We start from the raw sequence: 25,659 nt of genomic DNA, 5'->3' as shown, positions 1-25,659 counted from the left end.
TATAATTTCCCCGGCCAGCGGCCGGGGTGCAGGTTTAGGGAATGTTGTTATCAGAAGTCGACGTTAACGCCCAGCTGCCAGGTGCGGCCCGGCATGACCGCCAGCGACTTATCGTTGGCATCCTGATTTGTTGACGTTTCAATATTGCGGCTGCTCAGATAGTCCCAGTATTTCCGGTCGGTCAGGTTATACACGCCGCCGTTGATACGGACGTTCTTCGCCACGCGCCAGTAGGCCGTCCAGTCGAGCATGCCGTAACCCGGTACGCGCATGTATTGGCTGGTGGAATCGGTGATTGCGCTGCCGGTATTGGTATAGGTTTCGCGGTTGGTGGCAGTCGCACGCTTACCCTTCACAAAGGTGGCGGTCAGGGCAGTACCGTAGCGTTTCGCCGGGTCATCCCACGCGACGCCAACGATGGCCTTCATTGGCGCTACGCTGTCGAGATCAACGTACTTATCGCCGTAGTAGCTGGACTTCGATTTCCCTTCGCTGTAGCCGTAGGCCAGCGTTGCGCTCAGCCCGTCGACCTGTTCAAACCAGGTGCCGAAGTTGAACTTCGTGCTGATCTCCCCGCCGTAGATATAGGCTTTATCGCGGTTTTCCGCCTGATAAATGGTGTAAATGTTTGACGGTACGTTAGTGAACTGACTCGGGTTATTCGAGCGGGTGTAGCGGGTGTAGGCAATAAAGTTTTTATAGCTGTTGTAGAACAGGGCGGTACGCAGGGTGATCCCTTCAGTGACTTCGCCCTTCATTCCCCATTCGAGGTTGTCGCTGGTCTCGGTTTTCAGATCGGTATTGCCGATCAGCGCATACTGGCCGCGGCCCGCATAGCTGGAACCGAGATTCCATGAACCGTACAACTGGCTGGTGTTCGGGAATTCCGCGCCGCGTTTGTACTGCAGGTAGGTCATCATGCGCGGCGTGATGTCGTACTGGAAGGTCAGCGACGGCAGCGCCTGGGTATCCGCATTTTTCCCGTACAGCGTGGCAACCGAGGATTCGGTCAGCACCGTGCTGTTGGTGGTCAGGCTGGAGAGATTCTCCGGCTTGGTTGACTGATGCACGACGCGAATGCCGGGGATCACCGCAAAGTTGTGACTGTCGAGATCGAAGTTGATCTGATCCTGTAAGAAACCGGCGATCGTGTAATCGCGGCTGTCCGCTTCCGGCTGCATGATCTCACTGTAGACGCTCGGGATCGGCGACTGGCTGAACGGACGCTGAGTTTTCGTGGTGCTGGCATTGAAGCCCGCGCTCAGGTCATGGCGGCCAAGGGTTTTCGCCAGCGCCGTCTGCATACCCCAGGTATCGGTGTCGTAGTTGGGGTACACCGTCTCCATCGTTCCGCTGCTGCTGTCTGGCATCCAGGTGCGGTCATGTGCCTCGGTGTGCTGGTAGTACACTTTGGTTGAGACGCTGTCGATAACGTCATTCATCGGCGTCCAGTCGTCTTTGAGGCTCAGGCCCCAGCGGCGGGTCTGGCTGGTCTGCTGCGCATCGCCGATAGTTTTGCTGCCGCTGTCGTTCCACACATCGTAATGGGTGTGATTCGTTTTATGGTAGTAGTCGAGGGTACCGGTCAGCTTGTGTTCATCGTTCGGTTGCCAGATCCCGGAAGTCATAAAGGCGTCGGAGTGCCAGTTTGCCGGATAAGCATCAACACGGGTGCTGTTGGTGGTTGTCTGCTGGCCGTCACGACGGCTGTAGACGAAAATCCCGCGCAGGGTATCGTCGCCGCCTGCGGCGGTCAGGCCGTTGTGCCAGCTGCGGTCCGAAGAGTCATACTCACTGCGGTAGCTGAAGGCGCTGGTTTTGCCGGGATGCAGGTAGTCATCTGCCGATTTTGGCTTGAAGGAGACGTTACCGCCGATGGACGTGTTGGCGGTTTCGGTGTCGGTTGCGCCGGACTGAATATCCACGCTGCCGTACATATACGGATCGATGTAGTCACGACCGATGCCAAAAGTATTCAGCCCGGCGCGGCTGACATAGCTGCGTCCGGTTGCGTTCGGTTGGGCGATACCGTCAACATCGATGCCGACGCGGTTGCTCTCCAGACCGCGGATGTTATAACCCGTGTAGCCGCCGCGGTCGAAACCGCTCTTGCCGTTACCTGAACCGCCGCTGGCGCCGGTTGCGCCGATCAGCGGTTCGTAACGCATGATAGAACCAAAATCGTTGGCCCCTTTATCCTGCAGCTCCTGCGCGCTGACCGCATGTTGGCTACCCGGTTTGAGAAGCGGCGCGGGCGCGGTAACGGTCATCTGTTCCGCGCTATCTACGGCGGCGGTTTTATCCTGTGTTTCAGCCGCGCCCGCGGACGTCTGATAGAGTGCTGCGAGCAATGAGGTCACCAGTAGGCTTTTCTTGTGCCACGCCTCTGATTGAATAGATTTGTACATAGTTGCCATGCCTTCATCGTTATTAGTATTGGCTCACGCGACGCTCCCAGCGTCGGCTTTTCCTTAAGCGTTATGACGTTGTCCCATTTTTATCAACGCGAATAGTAATGATAGGTATTATCATTTGCAATAATGTTTGCAAATAATTCTGTCTCTATGCAACAATTTATTTACACTTTAAGCTTTAATCTTTTGTGAGAACGTTATGACGCAGAAAGCCGCCATTACGATTACCTACTGCTCTCAGTGCAACTGGATGCTGCGCGCCAGCTGGATGGCGCAGGAGTTGCTGCACACCTTCAGTACCGATATCGCCGCCGTTACGCTGGTGCCGGGAACCGGCGGAATTTTTACGATTACCGTGAACGAGATGCTGGTGTGGGATCGCAAGCGGGACGAGGGCTTCCCGGATGCCGCCGAGCTTAAGCGCCGGGTACGCGACGTCTGCTTCCCGGAGAAACCGCTGGGCCACGTGGACAAGCACGACGGATAAAGCGGCTGCCAACGCATCACTAAATGTGTATTATTAATGCATCTTTAATGGTGAGGAACGGACTATGCCAGGCAATCGCATTCGTCGTGAAAAACAGACCATCAGCAGCATGATTACGCTGTATCAGCGCCGCTGCCCGCAGGCGCTGGATGACGCCGGGCACTATCAGGCGCTCAACGATTATGCCGATAAGCGGCTGGATAAGTGCGTGTTCGGCGAGGAGAAACCGGCTTGTAAACAGTGTCCGGTGCACTGCTATCAGCCGGCCAAGCGTGAAGAGATGAAGCAGATTATGCGCTGGGCCGGGCCGCGCATGCTCTGGCGCCATCCGATCCTCACGATTCTTCATCTGCTTGATGACCGGCGTCCGGTGCCCGAACTGCCGGAGAAATACCGGCCGAAAAAATAGCCCTCACAGGGTGCGGCAGTGACGGCGATACTCCGTCGGCGATCGCGCCGTGTGCTTGCGAAAAATCCGGCAGAAATAGTTGCTGTCCTCAAAGCCGCAGTGGTGGGCAATCTCTTTAATTTTCAGTTCATACCCGCGCAGTAATTTCTTCGCCAGCTCCAGACGTACGGCGGTGAGGTATTCATTAAAACCAACGGTGCTGGATTTCTGGAACAGGTGCGACAGGTAGTTTGGCGTAATGTGGAACTTCCGCGCGACGGTTTCACGGCTGAGTGCTTCGGCGGCGTGTTCGTCGATGTACTCCTGAATCGCCAGAAACAGCTCTTTGCTTTTACTGACCGTATCGGCCAGATGCGTAAGCTGATCGATACAGTGGCTCAGCAGCCCGCTGAGGACAATCTGTGCCGTTGGCATCACCGGCCGAATGGCCAACTCGTTTAACGCCAGTAGCAGGTACGACCCCACTCGCGGGCCTAGCCTGGCGACGTGCTGTTTGCGAATCTCAACGAATTTTTTGCCGTCGAAGCGTTGCAGGCTAAAGCCCAGCTTCTGCTTACTGAACAGAACGCTCAGCGTGGTGGCAGGGCCGTGCCACCGCGGGGCATTCCAGCGATTGCCTGGTATATACAGTGCCTGCATCGGGCCAAGCGGTTCCTGTAGGCAGCCGTCTACCAGTTCACCGTCCAATACGATCTCCAGCCGCGGGAATGATACGCTCATGGCCAGCTCCGGTGCGGGCTGCAACGTTTGCGGAAAACGCACGACCAGTTCACCCTGGCGGGCAAGCAGCTGCTCCAGCACGGGGACGAGGGATTGCTCTGACATGCTCATGTCCTGGTTATTATTCTGGATTTTGAATCTCATCACACTTTATTTTGCTGTACACAAAAATCCAGCGTTGTGTAGCTATCTCATACAGAATGCCGACCGCTCGTGCAGTAACTTTTCATACATGTTGTGAAATGGTTAACAAAAGAGAGGCGATATGGACAAGCAAGCGGCATTCTGGCTGGACGCACTGGGCGCCAACGGCGAACTGTCGGCCACGATGAAACATGAGCTGGATACCCAGGGCTATACGATTGTGCACGGCGTGGCGGATGCCGACTGGCTACATGCGATGCGCGAGCGTATTGATTATCTGGTGGAGCTGGAAGGCGAGAACCTGGCGGTGGAACACCATCAGGAAGAGACGGCGACGCGCGTGGCGAATCTGATTAACAAGGGCGTGGTTTGGGAAAAGGTCTGGTCGCATCCGCTGATTCTGTCAGCGTGTCGCTATATCTTTGACGGAGGATTTAAAGTGTCCAGCCTCAACGCCCGTGAGGCGCTGTATAACGGCGGTCATCAGCCGCTGCATGCCGACTGGAAAAAACCGCGTCCCGACTTCCCGAAGGTGCATCTGGTGAATACTATCTGGGCGATTGATGACCTGTACGCCGCCAACGGCGCGCCGCGTATCATCCCCGCTACGCACCTGCGCCCGGAGCTGCCGGAAGATGTATTGAAAGACGTAGGAGCACCGCATCCGGATGAGGTGATTTTTGCTGCGCCAGCGGGCAGCGTGATGATTTACAACGCCCACGCGTGGCACGGTGGCACCACGAACCGCGAAGGCTCGCGCCGCCGCGTGCTGCACGGGCTGTATATCGACCGGGCGGATACCGCGCAGCAGGATCAGCGCCGCTGGTTAACGCCGGAAACGGCGAGCCGGTTAACCCCGGCGCAGAAGTGGCTGTTGGATGTGGAATAACGCCATGCATTAGCGTTTTTTATAGGCCCGATAAGCGTAGCGCCATCGGGCAATTTGTTGTGCCGTGCCGGATGGCGGCGTAAACGCCGTATCCGGCCTCCAGGTTTTGTGCAGGACTAGCCCCCCATCACCACCCGATACCCCGCCTGTTCCACCCTCGCCCGAATTGGCGCAATCTCGTCGGCCTGCGGCGCTTTTATCCCCGCCATTGCCCACTCACGCGCCAGCAGGGAATACTTCGGCTCGCCGTACTGATGGAACGGCAGAAGATGCACTTCCTCAACCGGTAGCGGTGCCAGAAACGCCAGAATCTGTGCGACGTTATCGGTGCTGAGGGTGTAACCGGGGATCAGCGGCAGCCGTGGAATCACCTTAATACCTTCCGCGACCAGCAGGCGAAAGTTCTCCAGCACCCGCGGCTGGTTCATGCTCAGCACCTGGCGCGCCTGCGCGCAGTCCATGATTTTGAGATCAAACAGCACTTCATCGCAGGCCTGTGCCAGCGGCAGCAGGCGGCGAGGGGAGGTATCGCCCGCAGTTTCAATGGCGGTGCGAATACCCCACTGTTTGAGGCGCTGCAAAAAGCGGGTGGCGAACTCGGCCTGCATCAGCACTTCGCCGCCGGAGAGTGTCACCCCGCCGCCGGACGCGCGGAAGAACACCTCATCTTTGAGCACTTCCCGTTCGAGAGACTCCAGCGTCACGTCGCGGCCAATATGCTCCCACGCGCCCGACGGACATTCGTCGGCATCCTGCAAACAGGTGGCGCAGTGCAGACACTTGCTTTCCCGGCGGACGGTCTCAATTTTTGGCGACATCGACTCCGGGTTGGCGCACCACGGGCAGGTATGTGGGCAGCCTTTGAAGAACACCACGGTGCGGATGCCCTGACCATCGTTTAACGAATAGCGCTGGATATTGAAAATGCGCGCCGTGTCGGCGCGCGGCTCAATCACCTCACAGCTGATGCGCGGTGCGGCGGATAATGTCATCCTGAATCTCCTTCGACAGCTCAACAAAGAAGGCGCTGTAGCCCGCGACGCGCACCACCAGACCGGCGAAATCCTGCGGTCGTTGCTGGGCTTCGCGCAGGGTCTCGGCGTTTACCACGTTGAACTGAATATGCTGGAGCTTGAGCTTGGTAAAGGCGTGCAGGAAATCCGCCAGCTTGTTGAGCCCGCTTTCCCCTTCCAGCGTCGCCGGGGTGAACTTAACGTTCAGCAGCGTACCGTTTGAAAGCAGATAGTTATCCAGCTTGCTCACCGACTTCAGCACCGCCGTGGGTCCCTGACCGTCCTGGCCGACCATTGGTGACAGCCCGCCGTCCGCCAACTGTTCGCCGGCCAGACGACCATCTGGCGTCGCGCCGACGACCGAACCAAGCGGCACGTGCGCGGAAACGGTATAAGATCCAGGGGTAAACTGACCGCCGCGCGGGTTACGGTATTTTTCGACCTCTTTACAGTAAAAACGCAGCAAATCGGCGCTGATGTTATCAACATCATCGATGTCGTTACCGTACTTCTCAAAGCGGTTAATCAGCCGCGCGCGGACTTTTTCCCCCTCCGGCGTGGCGAAGTTGGCCTTCAGCACCGTCAGCAGCTCATCGAAGCTCATGCGCTGCTGATCGAACACCATGCCTTTCAACGCATGCAGCGAGTCGCTCAGATTGGCGATACCGATGCCCTGCACGCCGGAGAAGTTATAGCGCGCGCCACCGTCGGTAATGTCTTTGCCGTTGGCGATACAGTCTTCAACAAACGAAGAGAGCAGCGGCACCGGCGCCCAGTCGCGGTGGCCGATATCGCAAATATTGCTCCCTTCCACCATCAGCTTGATGTAGTGGCGAATTTTATCGCGAATGCTGGCCAGCAGGCCGTCGTAGGTAAGGTGCTCATCGCCTTCGTGCTCCAGCATAACGATCTCCATGACCTTCAGCAGGTTGAACATCGCGATGTCGTGCAAACCGTAGGTGCGACCAGGAATCGATAGCTCGACGCAGCCCACCACCGCGTAGTCGCGGGCATCTTCCAGCGACACGCCACGGTTGAGGAACGCGGGCACCACGACCTCATCGTTGAAGATTTGCGGAATGCCGGTGCCGAGGCGCACGGTTTCGGCGGTTTTGCGCAGGAACGGGCGGTCGATCAGTTCGTTGACCCGCACGCCGAGGTTCGGCTGCGGCAGACGCACGTTCTGGTAGGCATCCAGGCAGGTAAAGGAGAGGATATTCACCGCGCTGCGGCCGTTTTCGGTCAGGCCGCCGAGCAGGGCGGTGTAGCCGGTCGGGAAACCGGCGAAATAGCGGGCACTGCTGGTGGATCGCAGCAGCACGATGTCGTTGCATTTCACCCACAATGACTCCAGCAGCTCCTGCATGAACGCCGGGTCCTCGCCGTGGTTCAGCGATGCCTGCCAGAACGGCAGCATGTACTGGTCAAAGCGGCCGAGCGAGATGGAGCTGGCGTTCGACTCATACTGCAAAATGATGTTCATGTACCAGAACAGCTGGCAGGCCTGCCAGAAGTTTTCCGGCTTCTGCCCGGCGTTATGGCGCGAGACGCTAGCGATGGTCTCCAGTTCCTGACGACGCTGCGGGTCAGGGCAACGGCTCGCCATCTCATTGGCCAGCGCGGCGTAGCGCAGGATGTGGCGCTGGGAGGCTTCCAGCAGAATCAGCACCGCCTGGTAAAAGGCGTTATCCGGCTGTTCGCGCAGATGGGCGTGCATCTCATTAACCAGCGCGTCCAGGCCGTTATTCAGCAGGCGCGGATAGTCGATGATGATATGGCCCTGGCCTTTGTCGGTCTGGTTGACGCTGAATATCTGCGTGCTGACGGCAGCTTTCACTTCGTCGGTCATCTGCGCGTTGATGAAGTCCTTCATCGAGCGCTTTTCCCAGTACGGGAACAGCTCGTCGCGGTACAGGCGCTTGTCGTCGTCGCTGATATTGAAACGGTCCTGCGGGCGGGTTGGGAACTGGTCCAGCTCTTTTAGCAGCCAGTACGGGTCCATCTCCGGCGACATAATCCCGGCGCGCGGTTTGATGGTGCGGTTGCCGGCAATCAGTTCATCGTCGCGAATGCTGATGGCGACGTTATCGAGAATATGAGCGGTGGCTTTGGCGCGGCGAATGATGACCGGCTCGCCGTCGGTCTGACGGTGACTTTCAGTGTAGAGGACGGCGCGCTCAAGGGAGATTTCGCGCGGGTTGGCAAAGAGGGCGTCTTTCAGGCGCTGGATACGATTAGTCATTTTGCGGGCTCCTCGGGAGATTAACCTGACGTTTCTTATGGCTTCTACGTTAGGCAAATGCAGGGCTGGGAGACAGAAGAGAATGAGGTGATTTACTGGATTATTGTGATCGAAAGGGAAAAATGAGATCTCAATTTTGTCTGGGTGGTAAACCAGATTGCCGGATGGCGGCTTCGCCTTATCCGGCCTACAGATCCGTGCCGTTATTGGGTTTGTAGGCCTGATAAGCGCAGCGCCATCAGGCGCGACTAATGCAGCGAAGCAACCCAATTCATCGCCAGCTCCGGCCATGCGGCGGCGGGCAGGCCTTTGGTTCCGCGAATGCCAAACCCGTGTTTACCTTCGGCAAACAGATGCAACTCCGTCGGCACGTTATGCGCGCGCAGGGCGTTGAACATCACCAGCGAATTTTCGACTGGTACTGACGGGTCATCCACCGCGTGCATCAGGAAGGTTGGCGGTGTTTGAGCGGTGATATTCAGCTCAGGAGAGTAGCGCTTAATCTGCTCGGCGGATGGCGTGTCGCCAATTAATGCGGTGCGTGAACCGGGGTGAGCAATGGCTTTATCCATCGAAATAACCGGGTAGCCGAGCACCACAAAATCAGGACGTGCGCTCTGTTTATCGACATCGTCGAGCGGCGAGTAAACCGCTTCGTCGTAGCGCGTCTCAAGGCTTGCCGCCACGTGCCCGCCCGCAGAGAAGCCCATCACGCCGATTTTTTGCGGGTTAATATGCCACTTTGTGGCATTAGCGCGCACGGTGCGCAGCGCTCGCTGGGCGTCAGCCAGTGGCGCATTGGCCCCTTCGGCATGACCGTCGGCGGGCATGCGGTAGGTCATCACAAACAGCGTGTAGCCTTTGGCGTTAAACGGCGCGGCTAAATCGCTGCCTTCTTTATCCAGCACCACCCGCTGATAGGAGCCCCCCGGCGTCACCAGCAGCGCCACGCCGTTCGGATGTGCCGGAGCGTAGACGGTGATTTGTGGCGCGCGGATGCCGGTCACGGCGCGATCCGGCAGTTTGGGATCTTTGCTACGTTCCACCAGCGCGTAGGTTACCGGGCTGTTTTTAGCCCCCGGCGCTTCGCCATTGGGCCAGACGGAAAGGACAGGCAGGGCGGCAAAAGCCGCCTGCGCGGAAAATGCCAGAACAAGAGCAGCAGACAGAGGTAAGCGCATCGTAAACGTCTCCACGGGGAAAACGCTTATTTATCATCCATTAAATTGTGAGAACGGGAATGCATTCACAAAATGGTGTTTCATAAATAGAGAAACAAGAAGGTGTGAGGTGGGTGTTATTCCCGGCGTCGCGTAGCCCAACTGAGCAGCGCGACGCCGGGGAAAACTTACGCGCGTGTGGCGATAAGGATTGCAGAAGCCTTGATCAGCGCAATAGCGCGGCTGCCTTTCGCCAGCTTCATCTCGCTCTGACTTTCGTTGGTGATGACCGCAACAATCTCAAAGCCTGCGTCGGTTTTGATATGCACGGTCGCGTTTACCGCGCCTTCGGTGACCTGGGTCACTTCACCGGCAAACTGGTTGCGGGCAGAGAACTTCAGACCGCAGTCTTCGGTTGCCAGCGTTACCCACGGGGCTTTAATCAGGGCAATGGCTTCCTTCCCATTGACCAGGCCCAGCGCTTCTTTGCTGCTGTGGGTGACGATAGCCACCAGCTTTGCGCCGCCCGGCAGGGTCAGTTCGATTTCGTCGTTGACCGCGCCGGTTGAGACTGCGCTGATGGTGCCTGTTAATTGGTTACGTGCTGAAACTGCCATACGATACTGCCTCCATTCACTTGTTATCGAATCAGAGGTCAGTATAGCCACAGTTTTTACATTAACGAATCTTTATCAATACCCAGACGTTTCATTCTTGAGAGCAATGTGGTGCGCTTAAGCCCCAGACGCTGCGCCGCGCCTTTCGCCCCGGCGACCACGCCGTTAGTCTCTTTCAGTACCCGAACGATCAGCTGATATTCGTCTTCGCCTTCTTTCGGCGCTTCGGCGGCCGGAACGGGCTCCGCGTCATCTGAGGCAAACGCCAGCTCCGGCATGGACAGCTGCAGCACGCTGCCGCGCGTCAGCAGCACCGCGCGTTCAATCACGTTTTCCAGCTCGCGCACGTTGCCTGGCCCTTCCATCTGGCTAAGGATGCGCAGCGTTTCCGCTGGAATACTGTCGATATTGCGGCCCAGCCGACGGGCGATTTTGAAGGTAAACGCCTTCACCAGTAGCGGAATATCTTCCGGGCGTTCGCGCAGCGGTGGCAGGTGGATCGGGAACACATTAAGACGATAGTAAAGATCGCTACGGAACTCGCGATCGAGCACCATTTGCTTGAGATCGCGGTTGGTGGCGGCGATCAGGCGTACGTCGGTCTGGATCAGCTTATTGCTGCCCAGGCGTTCAAACTCCTGTTCTTGTAGTACGCGCAGCAGCTTAGGCTGTAGCTCCAGCGGCATATCGCCCACTTCGTCGAGGAACAGCGAGCTTTTATCCGCCAGCTCAAAGCGGCCGATTCGCTGGGTGCTGGCGCCGGTAAACGCGCCGCGCTCGTGGCCAAACAGGTCGCTTTCCAGCAGGCCGGCTGGCATCGCGGCACAGTTCATTTTCACCATTCGGCGGGTGTTGCGGCCGCTGAGATTATGGATGGCGCGGGCGATCAGCTCTTTCCCGGTGCCGGTTTCCCCGAGGATCAGCACCGTGCTGTCGCTTGGGGCAACCATCTCAACCTGCTTAAGCACGTTGAACATCGCTTCGCTGCGGCCGATGATTTCGCCAAATTCGCCGTCGACGTTGTTCAGCTGTTCGGTCAACGCCAGGTTTTCATCCACCAGGCGCTCTTTCAGACGGTGGATTTCCTGATAGGCGAGGGCGTTATCAACGGCGATGGAGACGCGCTCCGCTATCTGCTTGAGCAGCTTCAGGTTGGCGGCACAAAAGACCTTTTCGTCGCACTGGGCAAGCTTAAGCACGCCGAGCATTTTGTCGCCCGACATCAGCGGCAGCAGGCACAGCGTCTGGATTTTGTCGTCCCACATTTCAAACAGATGGCGCTCGTACGGCGCCAGCTTATCGCGCTCGTCGAGGTTGAGCTTGAGCATCTCCTTGCTCTTAAATACCTGCTCCGTCAGCGTGCCGGACTCGTTAACTTCGCTTTGATCGTGCACCGGATCGTTAACGTCGATGTAGTGCGTCGAATAGATATTCAGTTTGCCTTTGCGGTTGCCGCGCAGCACCACGCTAATGGCGTCAATATTGAAGTAGTAGTGGATCTCTTTGGCGACCGCGCTGACTAACTCATCCATATCCAGACGCGATAGCACGGCGTTGGTGATAGCCACCAGAATACGGAAGTTATCGCGCTCGCGGCACAGCAGATCGTAATCAACGTTGTTGGTGACCCGGCTTTGGATCTGCTCGGTGACCACGGCGACGATCTGCGTAAAGGTATGCAGACGCTGGTACTCTTTTTCCGTCCACGGGCTATCGTCTTTACGGATAAACTCGCAGCCGCCGAAAATGCGCCCTTCCGCCGCCAGCGGCAGCAGGCAGTAGTGACCGAAAGGCGAATACAGCTCGCTGGCGGCCAGCTGTGGCCAGGCTTCGTTGAACTCGCTGTAGCTGCAGTGCAGCGCGTCGGGGCGCGAGAGCAGACGTCTGACCGGGCCGTTGGCCAGGATATTATCGTCCTCGTAGGCCAGCGGTTGGCCCGCGCCGCGCGAGGTATGATAGCCCGCACGCAGGTTGCCCGGCTGGAGCAGGATAATTGCTGCGCTGTCGGCCAGCGCCGCCTGTTTAGCCAGATGCGCCAGCGTTTCGCTTAGCGCAGCCAGATCCGGCTGTTGAAGAAGAGTCCGGGTAATATCGAACAGCCCTTGCTGCCCGAGATCGCCCATCGGTGTATACGACATGTAACTTGCCCATAAATGCACCGCGTTGGGTGCGATAAATAATAATAATAATAAAATGCTGACCTTGAGCGGCCGGTTAACAAATTCGCGGCAGCGGTTCGGCGTGGGGGAGATCCAGCGTGCGCTTCACGCCGTAGAGCCCGGCCACGCGAACGCCTCGACGTTCGGTCACTTCGCCGATGATGGCGGCATCCGCGCCCAGTGGGTGCGCGCGCAGTGCGGCGAGTACCGTATCGGCGGCCTCCCGGCTGACGCCGATAACCAGTTTACCTTCATTAGCAAAGTTAAGCGCGTCCAGCCCCAATAATTCGCACACGCCGCGTACGGCATCTTTTAACGGCAGGTATTGTTCCTGGATTTCAACGCCGTAGCCGCAGGTCGCGGCAAACTCGTGGGCGACCGCATTGACCCCGCCGCGAGTGGCATCACGCAGCGCTTTGACGCCGTCGATGGGCCGCAGGCTTTGAATCAGCGGCGTTAATACCGCGCAGTCGCTTTGCAGTTCACCGTCGAGGCCGAGCTGTTCACGCAGGTTGAGAATGGTCGCACCGTGATCGCCTAGCGTACCGCTGACGATGAGCACGTCACCTGGCGCCAGCGTTGCCGCGCCCCAGTGGATATCCGCCGGAATGGCGCCCATTCCGGCGGTGTTGATAAAAAGCTTGTCCGCCGCGCCGCGACCGACCACTTTGGTGTCGCCGGTGACGATGGCGATTTCCGCCGCCTGGGCGGTCGCCGCCATGCTGTTGACCACGGCCTCCAGCGTCTCCATCGCTAGCCCTTCCTCAATAATAAAACCGCAGGAAAGATAGCGCGGTACCGCACCGCTGACCGCCACGTCGTTCGCCGTGCCGCAGACCGCCAGCTTGCCGATATTGCCTCCGGGGAAGAACAGGGGGTCTATCACGTAGCTGTCGGTAGAAAAGGCCAGACGGTCACCGTGGGCGGTCAGAGAAGCCAGCGACAGACGCGCCTGGTCCTCCTGCTCCGCCAGCCAGGGGTTGGCGAACGCCTTCATAAACAGACTGTCGATCAGCTGCTGCATCGCCAGGCCGCCGCTGCCGTGGGCTAACTGGATTGTCTTCATGCTTCGGACTCCTGACTGCGATATTGATACCAGGCGGCACACGCCCCTTCGGATGACACCATCAGCGCGCCGAACGCGCTCTGTGGGTTACAGGTGGCACCGAACAGCGGGCATTGATGCGGCTTACAGCGGCCGGTCAATACGTCGCCACAGCGGGCGCGCGGGTCGTCGCAGACGCGCTGCGGCTGTGGCTTAAAGTGGGCTTCGGCGTCGAAGCGCTGATAGTCGGGCGTCAGCTGCACGCCAGAGTCGTTAATTAACCCCAGGCCGCGCCATTCGCTGTCGCCTTTCACGGCAAACACGGCAGCAATGGCCTCTTGCGCAAGCCGATTACCGTCGTCCGGCACCACGCGGCGATACTGATTTTCCACGCAAGGCGCTTCGGCAATCTTCTGCTCCACCAGCATGTTCACCCCCTGGAGCAGATCGACCGGTTCAAACCCGGCGACCACCAGCGGGCGATGGTAGTCGCTGGCGATAAAACCGTAGGCGTGAGTGCCTATCACCATGCTGACGTGGCCCGGTGCGAGAAAAGCATCGATGCCGTTGTCCGGCTGATCGAGCAGGCTGCGCAGGGTTGGAATCAGCGTAATGTGCTGACAGAAAAAGAAGAAGTTACCCACGTTCTGCGCTTTGGCCTGCTGGAGGGTAATTGCCGTTGTCGGCATGGTGGTTTCAAAACCGAGGCCGAAAAACACCACTTTACGATCCGGATTGTGCTGCGCCAGTTTGAGGGCGTCCATTGGCGAATACACGATGCGGATATCCGCGCCGCGTGATTTCGCCTGCATCAGCGAGCCGTTTTTCCCCGGCACGCGCATGGCATCGCCGAAGGTACAGAAAATGACGTCGGGGTGGCTGGCAATCTCGATGCAGGCGTCAATTCGCCCCATAGGCAGCACGCATACCGGGCAGCCTGGTCCGTGAATAAATTCGATATTCTCTGGCAGGAGTTGGTCGAGACCGAATTTAAAAATCGCGTGCGTGTGGCCGCCGCACACTTCCATAATACGCAGCGGGCGTTCGGCGGTGTAGGCCAGACGCTGTGCCCGGTTTTTCAGGTGGGCGATGAGCTGCATCACCTGTTCCGGCGCACGGTACTCATCAACAAAGCGCATTACCGTTCCTCGCCAAAGAGCAGGGCGCCGACGTCCGGCTCGACTTCAAACATGTTTTCCAGCGCCGCGAGGGTATCGCGAGCCTCGTCTTCGTTAATAATGCTCATAGCAAAGCCTACGTGCACCAGTACCCACTGACCGATACGCGGCTGGCCGTGTTCATCGGTTGCGCCGACCAGCGTCAGGTCGACATCACGCTTGATACCACAAACGTCAACCTTCGCCTGCACGCCGTCAATGGCGGCAATTTGTCCTGGAATGCCTATGCACATCGCTGCGCCTCCAGCCAGTTTAACCAGGTCTCCATGCCTTCACCGCTGGTAGCGGAGAGCAGGATGATTTCAATATTCGGGTTCACTTCACGCGCGCAGGCGAGGCACTTCTCAACGTCGAAATTGAGGTACGGCAGCAGGTCAACTTTGTTGAGCAGCATGACCGACGCGGCGGCAAACATATGCGGGTACTTGAGGGGCTTGTCTTCACCTTCGGTGACCGACAGCACGGCGACTTTGTGTCGTTCGCCTAAATCAAAGCTCGCCGGGCAAACCAGGTTGCCGACGTTTTCGATAAACAGAATCCCGTTGCTCTCGAGCGGCAGGCGCGGGGCGGCATCGGCAATCATCTGCGCATCAAGGTGACAGCCTTTACCGGTGTTGACCTGAATGGCCGGCGTACCGGTTGCGCGAATGCGCGCGGCATCGTTAACCGTTTGCTGGTCGCCTTCGATGACGGCGCAGGAGACGCGGTCTTTCAGGCGCATCAGGGTTTCGGTGAGCAGGGTGGTTTTACCGGATCCCGGGCTGGAAACCAGATTCAGCACCAGCTGTTCGCGGGCGGCAAAACGCGCGCGGTTACGTGCGGCAATCTGATTGTTTTTATCCAGCACGTCAATTTCCACTTCCAGCATCCGGCGCTGGCTCATGCCCGGCGCGTGGGTGCCCGCCTCGCCGTGGCCATAGTGCAGGTCGCCGTTGTCCGCGGACTGCGGCTGAAATTCTTGTGTTCTGACGCCGGTAATCGACAGAGCCGGACGGCCCGCCGGTGCGAAGGGGGCGCTGCGGAACAGCGAATGCGGGTTACGTTCATCGCCCTCTATATAGAGGTTGCCTTCAGCACAACCACAGGTGCTACACATACATTACTCCTGATCAATTTCAATTCGCTGAATCTGTAAACCGTCGTCGGCGACGATACGCAGGTTGTCGCTGTTGCACTGTGGGCAGCGGCGGACGTGTACCGACACGAGCTGGACATACTGCTGGCAGGCTTCACACCAGCATTCTGCCTCCTGCTCTTCGACGTGGAGTGTACAGCCTTCAGCCAGCGTGCCGCGGCACACCAGATCAAAACAAAAGGTCATCGCGCTGGTCTCTACGCAAGAAAACGCCCCGACCTTGATCCAAACGCCAGTCACGCGCTTAGCGCCGTTCTGTCTCGCCTGCTGTTCGACAATTTCCAGCGCGCGCTGGCAGAGCGTGATTTCGTGCATATCGCCTCTCGTTTTTGATGACTCGCAGATGTAATGCAATAACGATGCCAGAGATGGAATGGCGTCGTAAAAGACTGTCGATGACGATGTCATGCTGACGAAATGACATGTCGTCTACGGCATGTCATTTATATAAATATAATAAAAATCAATTGGTTAAAAACATGGCATGAAATCTGCTTAGGAGGCTTGTTTCTATTAACCGGGTAACCGACATGACTATTTGGGAAATTAGCGAGAAGGCCGATTACATCGCCGATCGTCACCGCCGCCATCAGGATCAATGGCGTGTGTACTGTAACGCTCTGGTTCAAGGGATCACGTTGTCAAAAGCGCGTCTGCATCATGCAATGAACTGCGCACCGGATAAAGAGCTGAGCTTCGTGCTGTTCGAGCATTTCATCGTCTCCGTTACGCTGGCTGACAACTTTAACAGCCACACCGTTGAGTACTACGTGGAAACGCGAGATGGCCTGAATAAAGAATGCGTTGCGCGCGCTGAGCTGAGCGACAGCGGCTTTATCGACGGTACGGTCAACATCCGCGATCGCGAGCAGGTGCTGGAACACTATCTGGACAAAATCTCGCCGGTATACGACACCCTGTATGCCGCGCTGGAGAGCGACAGCCCGGTGAGTTTCGACAAACTGGCGCAGGACCCTCATCGGGCATCCATCGCCTGAATATTTGGTGTGTCGACGGGTGTCGAAATGACACCTGCTCTGCATGATTTCGTCAAAAATGACTGTCACCTGAGGAAGACCTGGTGAATCGTTTTGTAATTGCTGACTCTACCGTTTGTATTGGTTGCCGCACCTGTGAAGCGGCCTGTGCGGAAACGCACCGCCAGCACGGCCTGCAATCCATGCCGCGGCTCAGAGTCATGCTCAATGAAAAAGAATCCGCGCCGCAGATGTGTCACCACTGCGAAGACGCGCCGTGCGCTGGCGTTTGTCCGGTGAATGCTATTACCCGCGTAGACGGAGCCGTTCAGCTGAATGAAAGCCTCTGCGTGAGCTGCAAACTGTGTGGTATTGCCTGCCCGTTTGGCGCCATTGAATTTTCCGGCAGCCGTCCGCTGGATATCCCGGCCAACGCCAATACGCCAAAAGCGCTACCGGCTCCGCCGGCGCCGGCTCGCGTCAGTACGTTACTGGACTGGGTGCCGGGCGTTCGCGCCATCGCGGTGAAGTGCGATCTGTGCCAGTTCGATGAACAGGGCCCGGCCTGCGTACGCACCTGCCCAACGAAAGCGCTGCATCTGGTCAATAACATGGACATCGCCCGCGCCAGCAAACGCAAGCGTGAGCTGACCTTCCACACTGATTTGGGCGATCTTTCGCTGTTTCAGGCGCAACAAGGAGAGGTGAAATGAGCGTGATGACCTTAATTAATAGCGCGGTGGCGTGGTTTGCTTTTGCCGCGGTATTCGCCTTTTTACTGTCGCTGAAAAAATCGCTGAGCGGTGTGATTGCCGGTATCGGTGGCGCACTGGGTAGCCTGTGCGCGCTGCTGGCTGGCGTGCAGGTGCTGGTTCGTGGCTTCCCGGCGATGGGCAGCCTACGGCTGGTGCACTACAGCGTACTGGTCACCCCGCTGAATGCGGTCTGGCTGATAGCGCTGGGCCTGTGTGGTCTGTTTGTCAGCCTGTACAACATTGACTGGCATCGTCATCCGAAGGTGCGTAATAACGGCCTGCTGATTAACGTCCTGCTGGCCGCCGCCGTGTGCGCGATTGTCGCCAGCAGCGTAGGCTCACTGGTGGTGATGGCCGAAATTATGGCGCTGTGCGGCGCATTTCTTACCGGCTGTGCTTCATCCGGCAAGCTGTGGTTCGCGCTAGGTCGACTGGGCACGATTCTGCTGGCGATTGCCTGCCTGCTGCTGTGGCAGCGCTACGGCACGCTGGACCTGCTGTTGCTGAATGAACGCGCGCAGCAGCTGCCCATTGGCTCCGACATCTGGCTGCTGTGCGTTATCGGCTTTGGCCTGCTGGCCGGGATTATCCCGCTGCACGGCTGGGTGCCACAGGCGCATGCCAACGCCAGCGCACCGGCCGCCGCGCTGTTCTCTACCGTGGTGATGAAAGTGGGACTGCTCGGCATTCTCACCGTGTCTTTGCTGGGTAACGCACAGCCGTTGTGGTGGGGGATAGCCCTGCTGGTGCTGGGGATGATCACCGCCTTCGTGGGCGGCCTGTACGCGTTAATGGAACACAATATCCAGCGTCTGCTGGCGTACCACACGCTGGAAAATATCGGCATTATTCTGCTCGGTTTAGGTGTGGGCATCACCGGCCTGGCGCTGCAACAGCCGGTGATGGTGGCGCTGGGGCTGGTCGGTGGCCTGTACCATCTGCTCAATCACAGTCTGTTTAAAACCACGCTGTTCCTCGGCGCGGGTGCGGTCTGGTTCCGTACCGGCCACCGCGATATCGAAAAACTGGGCGGCATCGGCAAGCGTATGCCGATGATTTCGCTGGCGATGCTGGTAGGGCTGATGGCGATGGCCGCGCTGCCGCCGCTGAACGGTTTTGCCGGTGAGTGGGTTATCTATCAGTCGTTCTTCAAACTGAGCACCAGCGGCGCGTTTATCGGCCGTCTGCTTGGCCCGCTGCTGGCGGTTGGCCTGGCGATCACCGGTGCGCTGGCGGTGATGTGTATGGCGAAAGTCTACGGCGTCACCTTCCTGGGCGCGCCGCGGACGCAAGAAGCGGAAAACGCCTGCTGCGCGCCGCTGCTGATGTCGGCGAGCACCGTCGCGATGGCGCTGCTGTGTATCGTCGGCGGTGTTGCTGCACCGTGGCTGTTGCCCATGCTGAGTACCGCCGTGCCGCTGCCGATGGCAACCGCACATACCGTGGTCTCCCAGCCGATGATTACCCTGCTGCTGATTGCTTGCCCACTGCTGCCGTTCATTATTCTGGCGCTGTTTAAAGGCAACCGTCTGCCGAGCCGTTCGCGCGGCGCGGCGTGGGTGTGCGGCTACGACCATGAAAAATCAATGGTCATTACCGCACACGGCTTCGCGATGCCGGTGAAACAGGCGTTTGCACCGGTGCTGAAGCTGCGTCAATGGCTGAATCCGGTGTCGTGGGTTCCGGGCTGGCAGAACGCGGCGGCGCCGCTGCTGCTGCAACGTCTGGCGCTGGTTGAACTGGCGGTGCTGGTCGTGATTGTCATCTCTCGAGGAGCCTGAACATGACGTTCCTATTTGCTGTACTGCAGGCGCTGGTGCTATTCGCCGTCGCGCCGCTGCTTTCCGGTATCACCCGCGTGCTGCGCGCACGGTTGCATAACCGTCGCGGCCCGGGCGTGATGCAGGAGTATCGCGACATCATCAAACTGCTGGGCCGTCAGAGCGTTGGCCCGGATGCCTCCGGCTGGGTGTTCCGCCTGACGCCGTTTGTGATGGTCGGCGTGATGCTGACGATCGCGACCGCGCTGCCGGTGGTGACGGTAGCTTCCCCGATGCCGGGTCTGGGCGACCTTATCACCCTTATTTACCTGTTCGCCGTGGCGCGTTTCTTCTTCGCCATTGCCGGTCTGGACACCGGTAGCCCGTTCACCGCCATCGGCGCCAGCCGTGAAGCGATGCTCGGCGTGCTGGTGGAACCTATCCTGCTGCTCGGACTGTGGGTCGCCGCGCTGGTTGCGGGCTCTACTCATATCAGCAATATCACCAACACCCTGTACCACTGGCCGGTCAGCCGCAGCATTCCGCTGGTGCTGGCCTTCTGCGCCTGCGCCTTCGCCACCTTTATCGAAATGGGCAAACTGCCGTTCGATCTCGCGGAAGCAGAGCAAGAGTTGCAGGAAGGCCCGCTGTCCGAGTACAGCGGTAGCGGCTTTGGCGTGCTGAAGTGGGGCATCAGCCTCAAACAGCTGGTGGTGCTGCAGATGTTTGTTGGCGTCTTCATCCCGTGGGGACAGATGACCAGCTTTAGCGTCGGCGGCCTGGTTCTTGCGGTGATTGCCGCCATCGTCAAGCTGGTGGTCGGGGTGCTGATTATTGCCCTGTTCGAAAACAGCATGGCGCGTCTGCGTCTGGATATCACCGGCCGCATTACCTGGACCGGGTTCGGTTTAGCCTTTTTAGCCTTCGTCTCCTTGCTGGTGGCGTGATAAGAGAGTTGTGAGCATGTCTGAAGAAAAAGTGGGTCAACACTACCTCGCCGCGCTGCACCAGGCCTACCCGGGCGTGGTGCTGGACGAAGCCTGGCAGACCAAAGACCAGTTAACGATTACCGTGAAGGTGAACTACCTGCCGGAAGTCGTCGAGTTTCTTTACTACCAGCAGGGCGGCTGGCTGTCGGTGCTGTTTGGCAACGATGAACGTAAGCTGAACGGTCATTACGCCGTTTACTACGTGTTGTCGATGGAGAAGGGCACTAAGTGCTGGATCACCGTGCGCGTCGAAGTGGACGCCAACACCCTGGAGTATCCGTCCGTTACGCCGCGCGTACCTGCCGCCGTATGGGGCGAACGCGAAGTGCGTGACATGTACGGTCTGCGCCCGGTCGGCCTGCCGGACGAGCGTCGTCTGGTGCTGCCGGACGATTGGCCGGACGAGCTGTACCCGTTGCGTAAAGACAGCATGGACTACCGCCAGCGCCCGGCACCGACCACCGATGCGGAAACCTACGAGTTCATCAACGAGCTGGGCACCAAGAAAAACAACGTGGTGCCGATTGGCCCGCTGCACGTGACGTCCGACGAACCGGGACACTTCCGTCTGTTCGTTGACGGCGAGAACATTATCGACGCCGACTACCGTCTGTTCTATGTCCACCGCGGCATGGAGAAACTGGCGGAAACCCGTATGGGCTACAACGAAGTCACCTTCTTGTCTGACCGCGTGTGCGGCATCTGTGGCTTTGCCCACAGCACCGCCTACACCACCTCCGTCGAGAATGCGATGGGCATCGTGGTACCGGAACGCGCACAGATGATTCGCGCCATCCTGCTGGAAGTTGAGCGCCTGCACTCGCACCTGCTGAACCTCGGCCTGGCGTGTCACTTCACCGGCTTTGACTCTGGCTTTATGCAGTTCTTCCGCGTGCGTGAAGCCTCTATGAAAATGGCAGAAATCCTCACCGGCGCGCGTAAAACCTACGGCCTGAACCTGATTGGCGGTATTCGTCGTGACTTCCTGAAAGACGACATGATCCAGACCCGTCAGCTGGCGCAGCAGATGCGCCGCGACGTGCAGGATCTGGTGGATATTCTGCTGAGCACGCCGAACATGGAACAGCGTACCGTCGGTATCGGTCGTCTGGACCCGGAAATCGCCCGTGACTTCAGTAACGTCGGCCCGATGGTCCGCGCCAGCGGCCACGCCCGCGACACCCGCGCCGATCACCCGTTTGTCGGTTACGGTCTGCTGCCGATGGAAGTGCACAGCGAACAGGGCTGCGACGTGATTTCCCGTCTGAAAGTGCGTATCAACGAAGTGTTCACCGCGCTGAACATGATTGACTACGGCCTTGATAACCTGCCGGGCGGCCCGCTGGCGGTGGAAGGTTTCACCTACATTCCGCATCGCTTTGCGCTGGGCTTCTCGGAAGCGCCGCGCGGCGATGATATCCACTGGAGCATGACCGGCGACAACCAGAAGCTGTACCGCTGGCGCTGCCGTGCGGCGACCTACGCCAACTGGCCGACCCTGCGCTATATGCTGCGTGGTAACACCGTTTCCGATGCGCCGCTGATTATCGGTAGCCTCGATCCTTGCTACTCCTGTACCGACCGCATGACCGTGGTCGACGTGCGTAAGAAGAAAAGCAAGGTCGTGCCGTATAAAGAGCTTGAGCGCTACAGCATCGAGCGTAAGAACTCGCCGCTGAAATAATTGGGGCATTGCGTGGGGGTCCCTCACCCCGACCCTCTCCCCAAAGGGGCGAGGGGGAAGGGCAGATCGCGTGCGTATTCACTGACAACGCCGATCTGTTCCCTCTCCCTTTCAGGGAGAGGGCTAGGGTGAGGGTAAAACCCCGCACGCATCCGGGAGCAACTATGTTTACCTTTATTAAAAAAGCCATTAAAACCGGCGTGACCACCTCGTCTTATCCGCTGGAAGCGATGCCGGTGGATAAAAACTTCCGCGGCAAACCGGAACACAACCCGCAGCAGTGCGTCGGCTGCGCGGCATGCGTCAACGCCTGCCCGTCGAACGCGCTGACGGTGGAAACCGATCTCGCCGCCAATCAGCTGGCGTGGCAGTTCAACCTCGGTCGCTGCATTTTCTGCGGTCGCTGTGAAGAAGTGTGCCCGACCGCGGCGATCAAGCTGTCTCAGGAATATGAGCTGGCGGTGTGGAAAAAAGAAGATTTCCTCCAGCAGTCTCGCTTCGATATCTGCAACTGCCGCGTGTGTCAGCGTCCGTTTGCGGTGCAAAAAGAGATTGATTACGCGATTGAAATTCTCAAGCACAACGGTGACAGCCGCGCGGAACACCACCGTGAAAGCTTTGAGACCTGCCCGGAATGTAAGCGTCAGAAATGTCTGGTGCCCTCCGACCGTATTGACCTGACTCGCCACATGAAAGAGGCCATCTGATGAGCAACTTAATCGGGCCACGCGACGATAACGGCATGCCAGTGCCGATGACGGTAGACGAATCTATCGCCAGCATGAAAGCGTCGCTGCTAAAAAACATTAAGCGTTCCGCCTACGTTTACCGCGTCGACTGCGGCGGCTGCAACGGCTGCGAAATCGAAATTTTCGCCACGCTGTCACCGCTGTTTGATGCTGAACGTTTTGGCATTAAAGTGGTGCCATCGCCGCGCCACGCCGACATTCTGCTGTTTACCGGTGCGGTGACGCGCGCTATGCGTTCACCGGCGCTGCGCGCCTGGCAGTCTGCGCCGGACCCGAAAATCTGTATCTCTTACGGAGCCTGCGGTAACAGCGGCGGTATCTTCCACGACTTGTACTGCGTCTGGGGCGGCACCGACAAAATCGTGCCGGTCGACGTGTACATCCCCGGCTGCCCGCCAACGCCTGCCGCTACGCTGTACGGCTTTGCCATGGCGCTGGGTCTGCTGGAGCAGAAAATCCATGCCCGCGCGCCGGGCGAGCTGGATGCACAGCCTGCCGAAATCCTCCATCCGGATATGGTGCAGCCGCTGCGCGTTCAGGTTGACCGCGCCGCGCGTCGCCTGGCGGGCTACCGCTACGGTCGTCAGATTGCGGACGACTATATGCTGCATTTGGGGCAGGGTGACGAGCGGGTTCAGCAGTGGCTGGAGGCAGAAAACGATCCGCGTCTGACGGAAATCGTCACGCAACTGGGTCATGTGGTAGAAGGAGCGCGAATTCGATGAGCGAACAGGTGGTGTTCAGTCAACTGAGCCGTAAATTCATTGATGAGAACGATGCAACGCCTTCCGAGGCGCAGCAGGTTGTCTATTACAGCCTGGCGATTGGCCACCACCTTGGGGTCATCGATTGCCTGGAAGCCGCGCTGACCTGCCCGTGGGATGACTATCGGGCGTGGATAGCTACGCTGGAAGAGGGCAGTACGGCGCGGCGGAAAATGGAAGGGGTGCCGAAATACGGCGAAATTGTTATCGACAGTAACCACGTGTCGATGCTGGCCAACGCGTTTGACAAAGCGCGCGCACGCCAGACGCCGGAACAGCAGGCGTGGAGCGAAGCGATGCTCAATATGCTGCATGCCATTTATCAAGAAAGCGCCATCTACCTGATGGTCAGGAGGCTCCGTGACTGACGTTTTACTCTGTGTTGGCAATAGCATGATGGGCGATGACGGCGCCGGTCCGCTGCTCGCTGAAATGTGCGCCGCCCAGCCGAAAGGGGCGTGGGTCGTGATTGACGGCGGCAGTGCGCCGGAAAATGACATCGTGGCGATTCGCGAGCTGAACCCTGCACGTCTGCTGATTGTTGACGCTACCGATATGGGGCTGAATCCGGGCGAAATACGTATTATCGATCCGGACGACATCGCCGAGATGTTTATGATGACCACCCACAATATGCCGCTGAACTATCTGATCGATCAGCTGAAAGACGACGTGGGCGAGGTGATTTTCCTCGGCATTCAGCCGGATATCGTGGGCTTTTATTACCCAATGACTCAGGCCATTAAAGACGCGGTTGAGGTGGTGTATCAGCGGCTGGAAAACTGGCAGGAGAACGGCGGGTTTGCGCAGTTAGAGGCTGAGGACGACGAGTCGTGTTGATCCGTTTGTGATGCCGGGTGGCGCTTCGCTTATCCGGCCTACGTACGGCACGTTTCTGGTAGGCCGGATAAGGCAACGCCGCCATCCGGCACCCTATTTTTACGCCAAATCTTCCCCGTTGCTGGCAATCACCTTCTTATACCACCAGAACGACTTTTTACGCGTCCGCGCCAGCGTGCCGTTCCCCGCATCGTCGCGGTCAACGTAGACAAACCCATAGCGCTTGCTCATCTCCCCCGTAGAGGCCGCCACCAGGTCAATACAGCCCCAGGTGGTGTAGCCCATCAGCGGTACGCCGTCTTCAATGGCGTCACCCATTGCGCGGATATGTTCGCGCAGATAGCTGATGCGGTAATCGTCGTCGATCTGCCCGTCGGCGTTGACCACGTCCTTGGCGCCCAGGCCGTTTTCCACCAGGAACAGCGGCTTCTGGTAGCGGTCATACATCATGTTCATGGTAATTCGCAGGCCGAGCGGGTCGATGCCCCAGCCCCATTCACTGGCCTCGATGTACGGGTTTTTCAGTGACTTGACTATGTTTGCCGCGTTGGTGTTGTTGGCGTTCATCTCCGCCGAGGCGCAGCGCGAGGCGTAGTAGCTAAACGACACGAAATCGACGGTGTGCTTCAGCGCCTCGTCGTCTCCCGCTTCTTTCGCGATGGTGACGCCTTTCTCGCGGAAAACGCGGGCGGAATAGGCCGGGTACGCGCCGCGCGCCTGTACATCGATAAAGAACAGGTTCTCGCGATCTTTCTCCAGCGCTGCCCACACGTCTTCAGGCTTACAGGAGTACGGGTAGAAGTTACCGCCCGCCAGCATACAGCCGACCTGGTTTTGCGGGTTGACCTCGTGGGCAATTTGGGTGGCCAATGCGCTGGCCACCAGTTCGTGATGCGCGGCCTGGTATTTCACCTGATCCTGGTTTTCCCCCTCTTCAAACACCAGCCCGGCGCCGGAGAACGGGCTGTGGAGCATGATGTTGATTTCATTGAAGGTCAGCCAGTATTTCACCAGCCCGTCGAACGCCTCAAAGCAGGTGCGCGCATAGCGGGTGAAAAACGCCACCATTTTGCGATTACGCCACGAACCGTATTCGGTCACCAGATGCATCGGAACATCAAAGTGGCACAGGGTGACCAGCGGCTCGATACCGTATTTTTTGCACTCGCGGAACAGGTCGCGGTAAAAGGCGATACCTTCCTCATTTGGCGTCAGTTCATCGCCGTTGGGGTACAGACGGCTCCAGGCAATGGAGGTACGGAATACGCCAAAGCCCATCTCTGCCATGAGGGCAATATCTTCTTTGTAGCGATGATAGAAATCGATCGCTTGATGGCTTGGATAGAACTCGTCATCGCGCAACGCAAAGCGTTTTTCCAGGCCGAGTTTGACCGGCAGACGGTTGGCGCCGTGCGGAATCATATCCACGGTTGTCAGGCCTTTACCGCCTTCCAGATAGGCCCCTTCGGCCTGGTTGGCGGCAATGGCGCCGCCCCAGAGAAATCCTTGCGGAAATGTCGACATGCGTT

The 25,659-nt window shown here is 58.4% G+C and carries 25 protein-coding genes; 12 read left to right on the top strand and 13 right to left on the bottom strand.

The genetic code is table 11. The features are described 5' to 3' along the window. Positions 1-50 precede the first annotated feature (50 nt). A complete protein-coding gene (locus tag H7R58_RS17800) occupies positions 51-2,408 on the bottom strand; it encodes a TonB-dependent receptor domain-containing protein (RefSeq protein ID WP_182934444.1) in 2,358 nt (785 codons plus the stop codon). Positions 2,409-2,613: 205 nt separating this feature from the next. Between H7R58_RS17800 and H7R58_RS17795 the strand changes: the two genes are divergently transcribed. Then, on the top strand, positions 2,614-2,901 hold the full coding sequence (locus H7R58_RS17795; RefSeq protein ID WP_106928228.1) for an Rdx family protein: 288 nt from the start codon (positions 2,614-2,616) through the stop codon (positions 2,899-2,901). 64 nt (positions 2,902-2,965) lie between these two features. Next, the gene (locus H7R58_RS17790) at positions 2,966-3,310 is read left to right on the top strand and encodes a nitrous oxide-stimulated promoter family protein (protein WP_106928230.1); all 345 of its coding nucleotides are present in this window, start codon (positions 2,966-2,968) and stop codon (positions 3,308-3,310) included. 3 nt (positions 3,311-3,313) lie between these two features. Here H7R58_RS17790 and H7R58_RS17785 read toward each other — a convergent pair whose 3' ends face one another. Further along, positions 3,314-4,135 carry a helix-turn-helix transcriptional regulator gene (locus H7R58_RS17785; RefSeq protein WP_182930126.1) on the bottom strand — a complete coding sequence of 274 codons (822 nt, stop codon included), beginning with the start codon at positions 4,133-4,135 and terminating at the stop codon, positions 3,314-3,316. A 160-nt stretch (positions 4,136-4,295) separates the two neighbouring features. Here H7R58_RS17785 and H7R58_RS17780 point away from each other — a divergent pair, with 160 nt between their 5' ends. Further along, positions 4,296-5,063: a phytanoyl-CoA dioxygenase family protein gene (locus H7R58_RS17780; RefSeq protein ID WP_106928234.1), complete on the top strand. Its 768-nt coding sequence runs from the start codon at positions 4,296-4,298 to the stop codon at positions 5,061-5,063. A gap of 116 nt (positions 5,064-5,179) precedes the next feature. Here H7R58_RS17780 and H7R58_RS17775 read toward each other — a convergent pair whose 3' ends face one another. The 10 genes from H7R58_RS17775 to hypA all read right to left on the bottom strand — a co-directional run bounded on the left by H7R58_RS17775 (position 5,180) and on the right by hypA (position 15,927). Beyond that, entirely contained in the window at positions 5,180-6,055 is an 876-nt protein-coding gene (locus tag H7R58_RS17775; RefSeq protein WP_182930127.1) for a [formate-C-acetyltransferase]-activating enzyme, read from the bottom strand. Next, entirely contained in the window at positions 6,021-8,318 is a 2,298-nt protein-coding gene (locus tag H7R58_RS17770; protein ID WP_182930128.1) for a formate C-acetyltransferase, read from the bottom strand. The genes H7R58_RS17775 and H7R58_RS17770 overlap by 35 nt, the downstream gene beginning before the upstream one ends. 248 nt (positions 8,319-8,566) lie before the next feature. Next, complete coding sequence (locus tag H7R58_RS17765) at positions 8,567-9,499, bottom strand: alpha/beta hydrolase (RefSeq protein WP_182930129.1); 933 nt, start codon at positions 9,497-9,499, stop codon at positions 8,567-8,569. 167 nt (positions 9,500-9,666) lie between these two features. Then, a complete protein-coding gene (locus tag H7R58_RS17760) occupies positions 9,667-10,095 on the bottom strand; it encodes a TOBE domain-containing protein (RefSeq protein ID WP_106928242.1) in 429 nt (142 codons plus the stop codon). 56 nt (positions 10,096-10,151) lie between these two features. After that, complete coding sequence (flhA, locus tag H7R58_RS17755; RefSeq protein WP_182934443.1) at positions 10,152-12,233, bottom strand: formate hydrogenlyase transcriptional activator FlhA; 2,082 nt, start codon at positions 12,231-12,233, stop codon at positions 10,152-10,154. Positions 12,234-12,309: 76 nt separating this feature from the next. Continuing rightward, positions 12,310-13,320 (bottom strand): hydrogenase expression/formation protein HypE, encoded by a 1,011-nt coding sequence (gene hypE, locus H7R58_RS17750; protein ID WP_182930131.1) that lies wholly within the window; start codon positions 13,318-13,320, stop codon positions 12,310-12,312. Further along, positions 13,317-14,438 carry a hydrogenase formation protein HypD gene (gene hypD, locus H7R58_RS17745; protein ID WP_182930132.1) on the bottom strand — a complete coding sequence of 374 codons (1,122 nt, stop codon included), beginning with the start codon at positions 14,436-14,438 and terminating at the stop codon, positions 13,317-13,319. The genes hypE and hypD overlap by 4 nt, the downstream gene beginning before the upstream one ends. Beyond that, the gene (locus H7R58_RS17740; RefSeq protein ID WP_106928251.1) at positions 14,438-14,710 is read right to left on the bottom strand and encodes a HypC/HybG/HupF family hydrogenase formation chaperone; all 273 of its coding nucleotides are present in this window, start codon (positions 14,708-14,710) and stop codon (positions 14,438-14,440) included. Before H7R58_RS17740 ends, hypD begins: the two co-directional genes overlap by 1 nt. Beyond that, positions 14,701-15,573 carry a hydrogenase nickel incorporation protein HypB gene (hypB, locus tag H7R58_RS17735; protein WP_182934442.1) on the bottom strand — a complete coding sequence of 291 codons (873 nt, stop codon included), beginning with the start codon at positions 15,571-15,573 and terminating at the stop codon, positions 14,701-14,703. Before hypB ends, H7R58_RS17740 begins: the two co-directional genes overlap by 10 nt. Positions 15,574-15,576: 3 nt before the next feature. After that, positions 15,577-15,927: a hydrogenase maturation nickel metallochaperone HypA gene (hypA, locus tag H7R58_RS17730; RefSeq protein WP_106928255.1), complete on the bottom strand. Its 351-nt coding sequence runs from the start codon at positions 15,925-15,927 to the stop codon at positions 15,577-15,579. A 215-nt stretch (positions 15,928-16,142) separates the two neighbouring features. Here hypA and hycA point away from each other — a divergent pair, with 215 nt between their 5' ends. The 9 genes from hycA (at position 16,143) to hycI (ending at position 24,130) form a co-directional block, all read left to right on the top strand. Continuing rightward, positions 16,143-16,610, top strand: coding sequence for a formate hydrogenlyase regulator HycA (hycA, locus tag H7R58_RS17725; protein ID WP_106928257.1), 468 nt, complete (start codon positions 16,143-16,145; stop codon positions 16,608-16,610). Positions 16,611-16,693: 83 nt separating this feature from the next. Further along, complete coding sequence (locus H7R58_RS17720) at positions 16,694-17,302, top strand: 4Fe-4S dicluster domain-containing protein (protein ID WP_106928259.1); 609 nt, start codon at positions 16,694-16,696, stop codon at positions 17,300-17,302. Further along, on the top strand, positions 17,299-19,125 hold the full coding sequence (gene hycC, locus H7R58_RS17715; RefSeq protein WP_182930133.1) for a formate hydrogenlyase subunit 3: 1,827 nt from the start codon (positions 17,299-17,301) through the stop codon (positions 19,123-19,125). Before H7R58_RS17720 ends, hycC begins: the two co-directional genes overlap by 4 nt. Positions 19,126-19,127: 2 nt before the next feature. Then, entirely contained in the window at positions 19,128-20,051 is a 924-nt protein-coding gene (locus H7R58_RS17710; protein WP_106928263.1) for a respiratory chain complex I subunit 1 family protein, read from the top strand. 16 nt (positions 20,052-20,067) lie between these two features. Then, entirely contained in the window at positions 20,068-21,777 is a 1,710-nt protein-coding gene (hycE, locus tag H7R58_RS17705; protein WP_182930134.1) for a formate hydrogenlyase subunit HycE, read from the top strand. Positions 21,778-21,941: 164 nt separating this feature from the next. After that, positions 21,942-22,484: a formate hydrogenlyase complex iron-sulfur subunit gene (locus tag H7R58_RS17700; protein ID WP_106928267.1), complete on the top strand. Its 543-nt coding sequence runs from the start codon at positions 21,942-21,944 to the stop codon at positions 22,482-22,484. Beyond that, the gene (locus H7R58_RS17695) at positions 22,484-23,251 is read left to right on the top strand and encodes an NADH-quinone oxidoreductase subunit B family protein (protein ID WP_106928269.1); all 768 of its coding nucleotides are present in this window, start codon (positions 22,484-22,486) and stop codon (positions 23,249-23,251) included. The genes H7R58_RS17700 and H7R58_RS17695 overlap by 1 nt, the downstream gene beginning before the upstream one ends. Beyond that, positions 23,248-23,658 (top strand): formate hydrogenlyase maturation HycH family protein, encoded by a 411-nt coding sequence (locus tag H7R58_RS17690; RefSeq protein WP_106928271.1) that lies wholly within the window; start codon positions 23,248-23,250, stop codon positions 23,656-23,658. Before H7R58_RS17695 ends, H7R58_RS17690 begins: the two co-directional genes overlap by 4 nt. After that, positions 23,651-24,130 carry a hydrogenase maturation peptidase HycI gene (gene hycI / locus H7R58_RS17685; protein ID WP_182930135.1) on the top strand — a complete coding sequence of 160 codons (480 nt, stop codon included), beginning with the start codon at positions 23,651-23,653 and terminating at the stop codon, positions 24,128-24,130. The genes H7R58_RS17690 and hycI overlap by 8 nt, the downstream gene beginning before the upstream one ends. 99 nt (positions 24,131-24,229) lie before the next feature. On the opposite strand, the gene H7R58_RS17680 is transcribed toward hycI, so the two are convergent. Beyond that, complete coding sequence (locus H7R58_RS17680; protein WP_182930136.1) at positions 24,230-25,654, bottom strand: 6-phospho-beta-glucosidase; 1,425 nt, start codon at positions 25,652-25,654, stop codon at positions 24,230-24,232. Between the last annotated feature and the right edge of the window lie 5 nt (positions 25,655-25,659).

Source organism: Klebsiella sp. WP4-W18-ESBL-05, assembly GCF_014169075.1.
Classification (GTDB): domain Bacteria; phylum Pseudomonadota; class Gammaproteobacteria; order Enterobacterales; family Enterobacteriaceae; genus Kluyvera; species Kluyvera ascorbata_B.
Note: the sequence above shows the minus strand (reverse complement) of the source record. Positions and strands in the feature narration are given on the sequence as shown.

Coding starts and splice junctions, on each gene's coding strand:
- H7R58_RS17800 (WP_182934444.1), bottom strand. CDS start 2,408: ATGTACAAATCTATTCAATCAGAGGCGTGGCACAAGAAAAGCCTACTG.
- H7R58_RS17795 (WP_106928228.1), top strand. CDS start 2,614: ATGACGCAGAAAGCCGCCATTACGATTACCTACTGCTCTCAGTGCAAC.
- H7R58_RS17790 (WP_106928230.1), top strand. CDS start 2,966: ATGCCAGGCAATCGCATTCGTCGTGAAAAACAGACCATCAGCAGCATG.
- H7R58_RS17785 (WP_182930126.1), bottom strand. CDS start 4,135: ATGTCAGAGCAATCCCTCGTCCCCGTGCTGGAGCAGCTGCTTGCCCGC.
- H7R58_RS17780 (WP_106928234.1), top strand. CDS start 4,296: ATGGACAAGCAAGCGGCATTCTGGCTGGACGCACTGGGCGCCAACGGC.
- H7R58_RS17775 (WP_182930127.1), bottom strand. CDS start 6,055: ATGACATTATCCGCCGCACCGCGCATCAGCTGTGAGGTGATTGAGCCG.
- H7R58_RS17770 (WP_182930128.1), bottom strand. CDS start 8,318: ATGACTAATCGTATCCAGCGCCTGAAAGACGCCCTCTTTGCCAACCCG.
- H7R58_RS17765 (WP_182930129.1), bottom strand. CDS start 9,499: ATGCGCTTACCTCTGTCTGCTGCTCTTGTTCTGGCATTTTCCGCGCAG.
- H7R58_RS17760 (WP_106928242.1), bottom strand. CDS start 10,095: ATGGCAGTTTCAGCACGTAACCAATTAACAGGCACCATCAGCGCAGTC.
- flhA (WP_182934443.1), bottom strand. CDS start 12,233: ATGTCGTATACACCGATGGGCGATCTCGGGCAGCAAGGGCTGTTCGAT.
- hypE (WP_182930131.1), bottom strand. CDS start 13,320: ATGAAGACAATCCAGTTAGCCCACGGCAGCGGCGGCCTGGCGATGCAG.
- hypD (WP_182930132.1), bottom strand. CDS start 14,438: ATGCGCTTTGTTGATGAGTACCGTGCGCCGGAACAGGTGATGCAGCTC.
- H7R58_RS17740 (WP_106928251.1), bottom strand. CDS start 14,710: ATGTGCATAGGCATTCCAGGACAAATTGCCGCCATTGACGGCGTGCAG.
- hypB (WP_182934442.1), bottom strand. CDS start 15,573: ATGTGTAGCACCTGTGGTTGTGCTGAAGGCAACCTCTATATAGAGGGC.
- hypA (WP_106928255.1), bottom strand. CDS start 15,927: ATGCACGAAATCACGCTCTGCCAGCGCGCGCTGGAAATTGTCGAACAG.
- hycA (WP_106928257.1), top strand. CDS start 16,143: ATGACTATTTGGGAAATTAGCGAGAAGGCCGATTACATCGCCGATCGT.
- hycC (WP_182930133.1), top strand. CDS start 17,299: ATGAGCGTGATGACCTTAATTAATAGCGCGGTGGCGTGGTTTGCTTTT.
- H7R58_RS17710 (WP_106928263.1), top strand. CDS start 19,128: ATGACGTTCCTATTTGCTGTACTGCAGGCGCTGGTGCTATTCGCCGTC.
- hycE (WP_182930134.1), top strand. CDS start 20,068: ATGTCTGAAGAAAAAGTGGGTCAACACTACCTCGCCGCGCTGCACCAG.
- H7R58_RS17700 (WP_106928267.1), top strand. CDS start 21,942: ATGTTTACCTTTATTAAAAAAGCCATTAAAACCGGCGTGACCACCTCG.
- H7R58_RS17695 (WP_106928269.1), top strand. CDS start 22,484: ATGAGCAACTTAATCGGGCCACGCGACGATAACGGCATGCCAGTGCCG.
- H7R58_RS17690 (WP_106928271.1), top strand. CDS start 23,248: ATGAGCGAACAGGTGGTGTTCAGTCAACTGAGCCGTAAATTCATTGAT.
- H7R58_RS17680 (WP_182930136.1), bottom strand. CDS start 25,654: ATGTCGACATTTCCGCAAGGATTTCTCTGGGGCGGCGCCATTGCCGCC.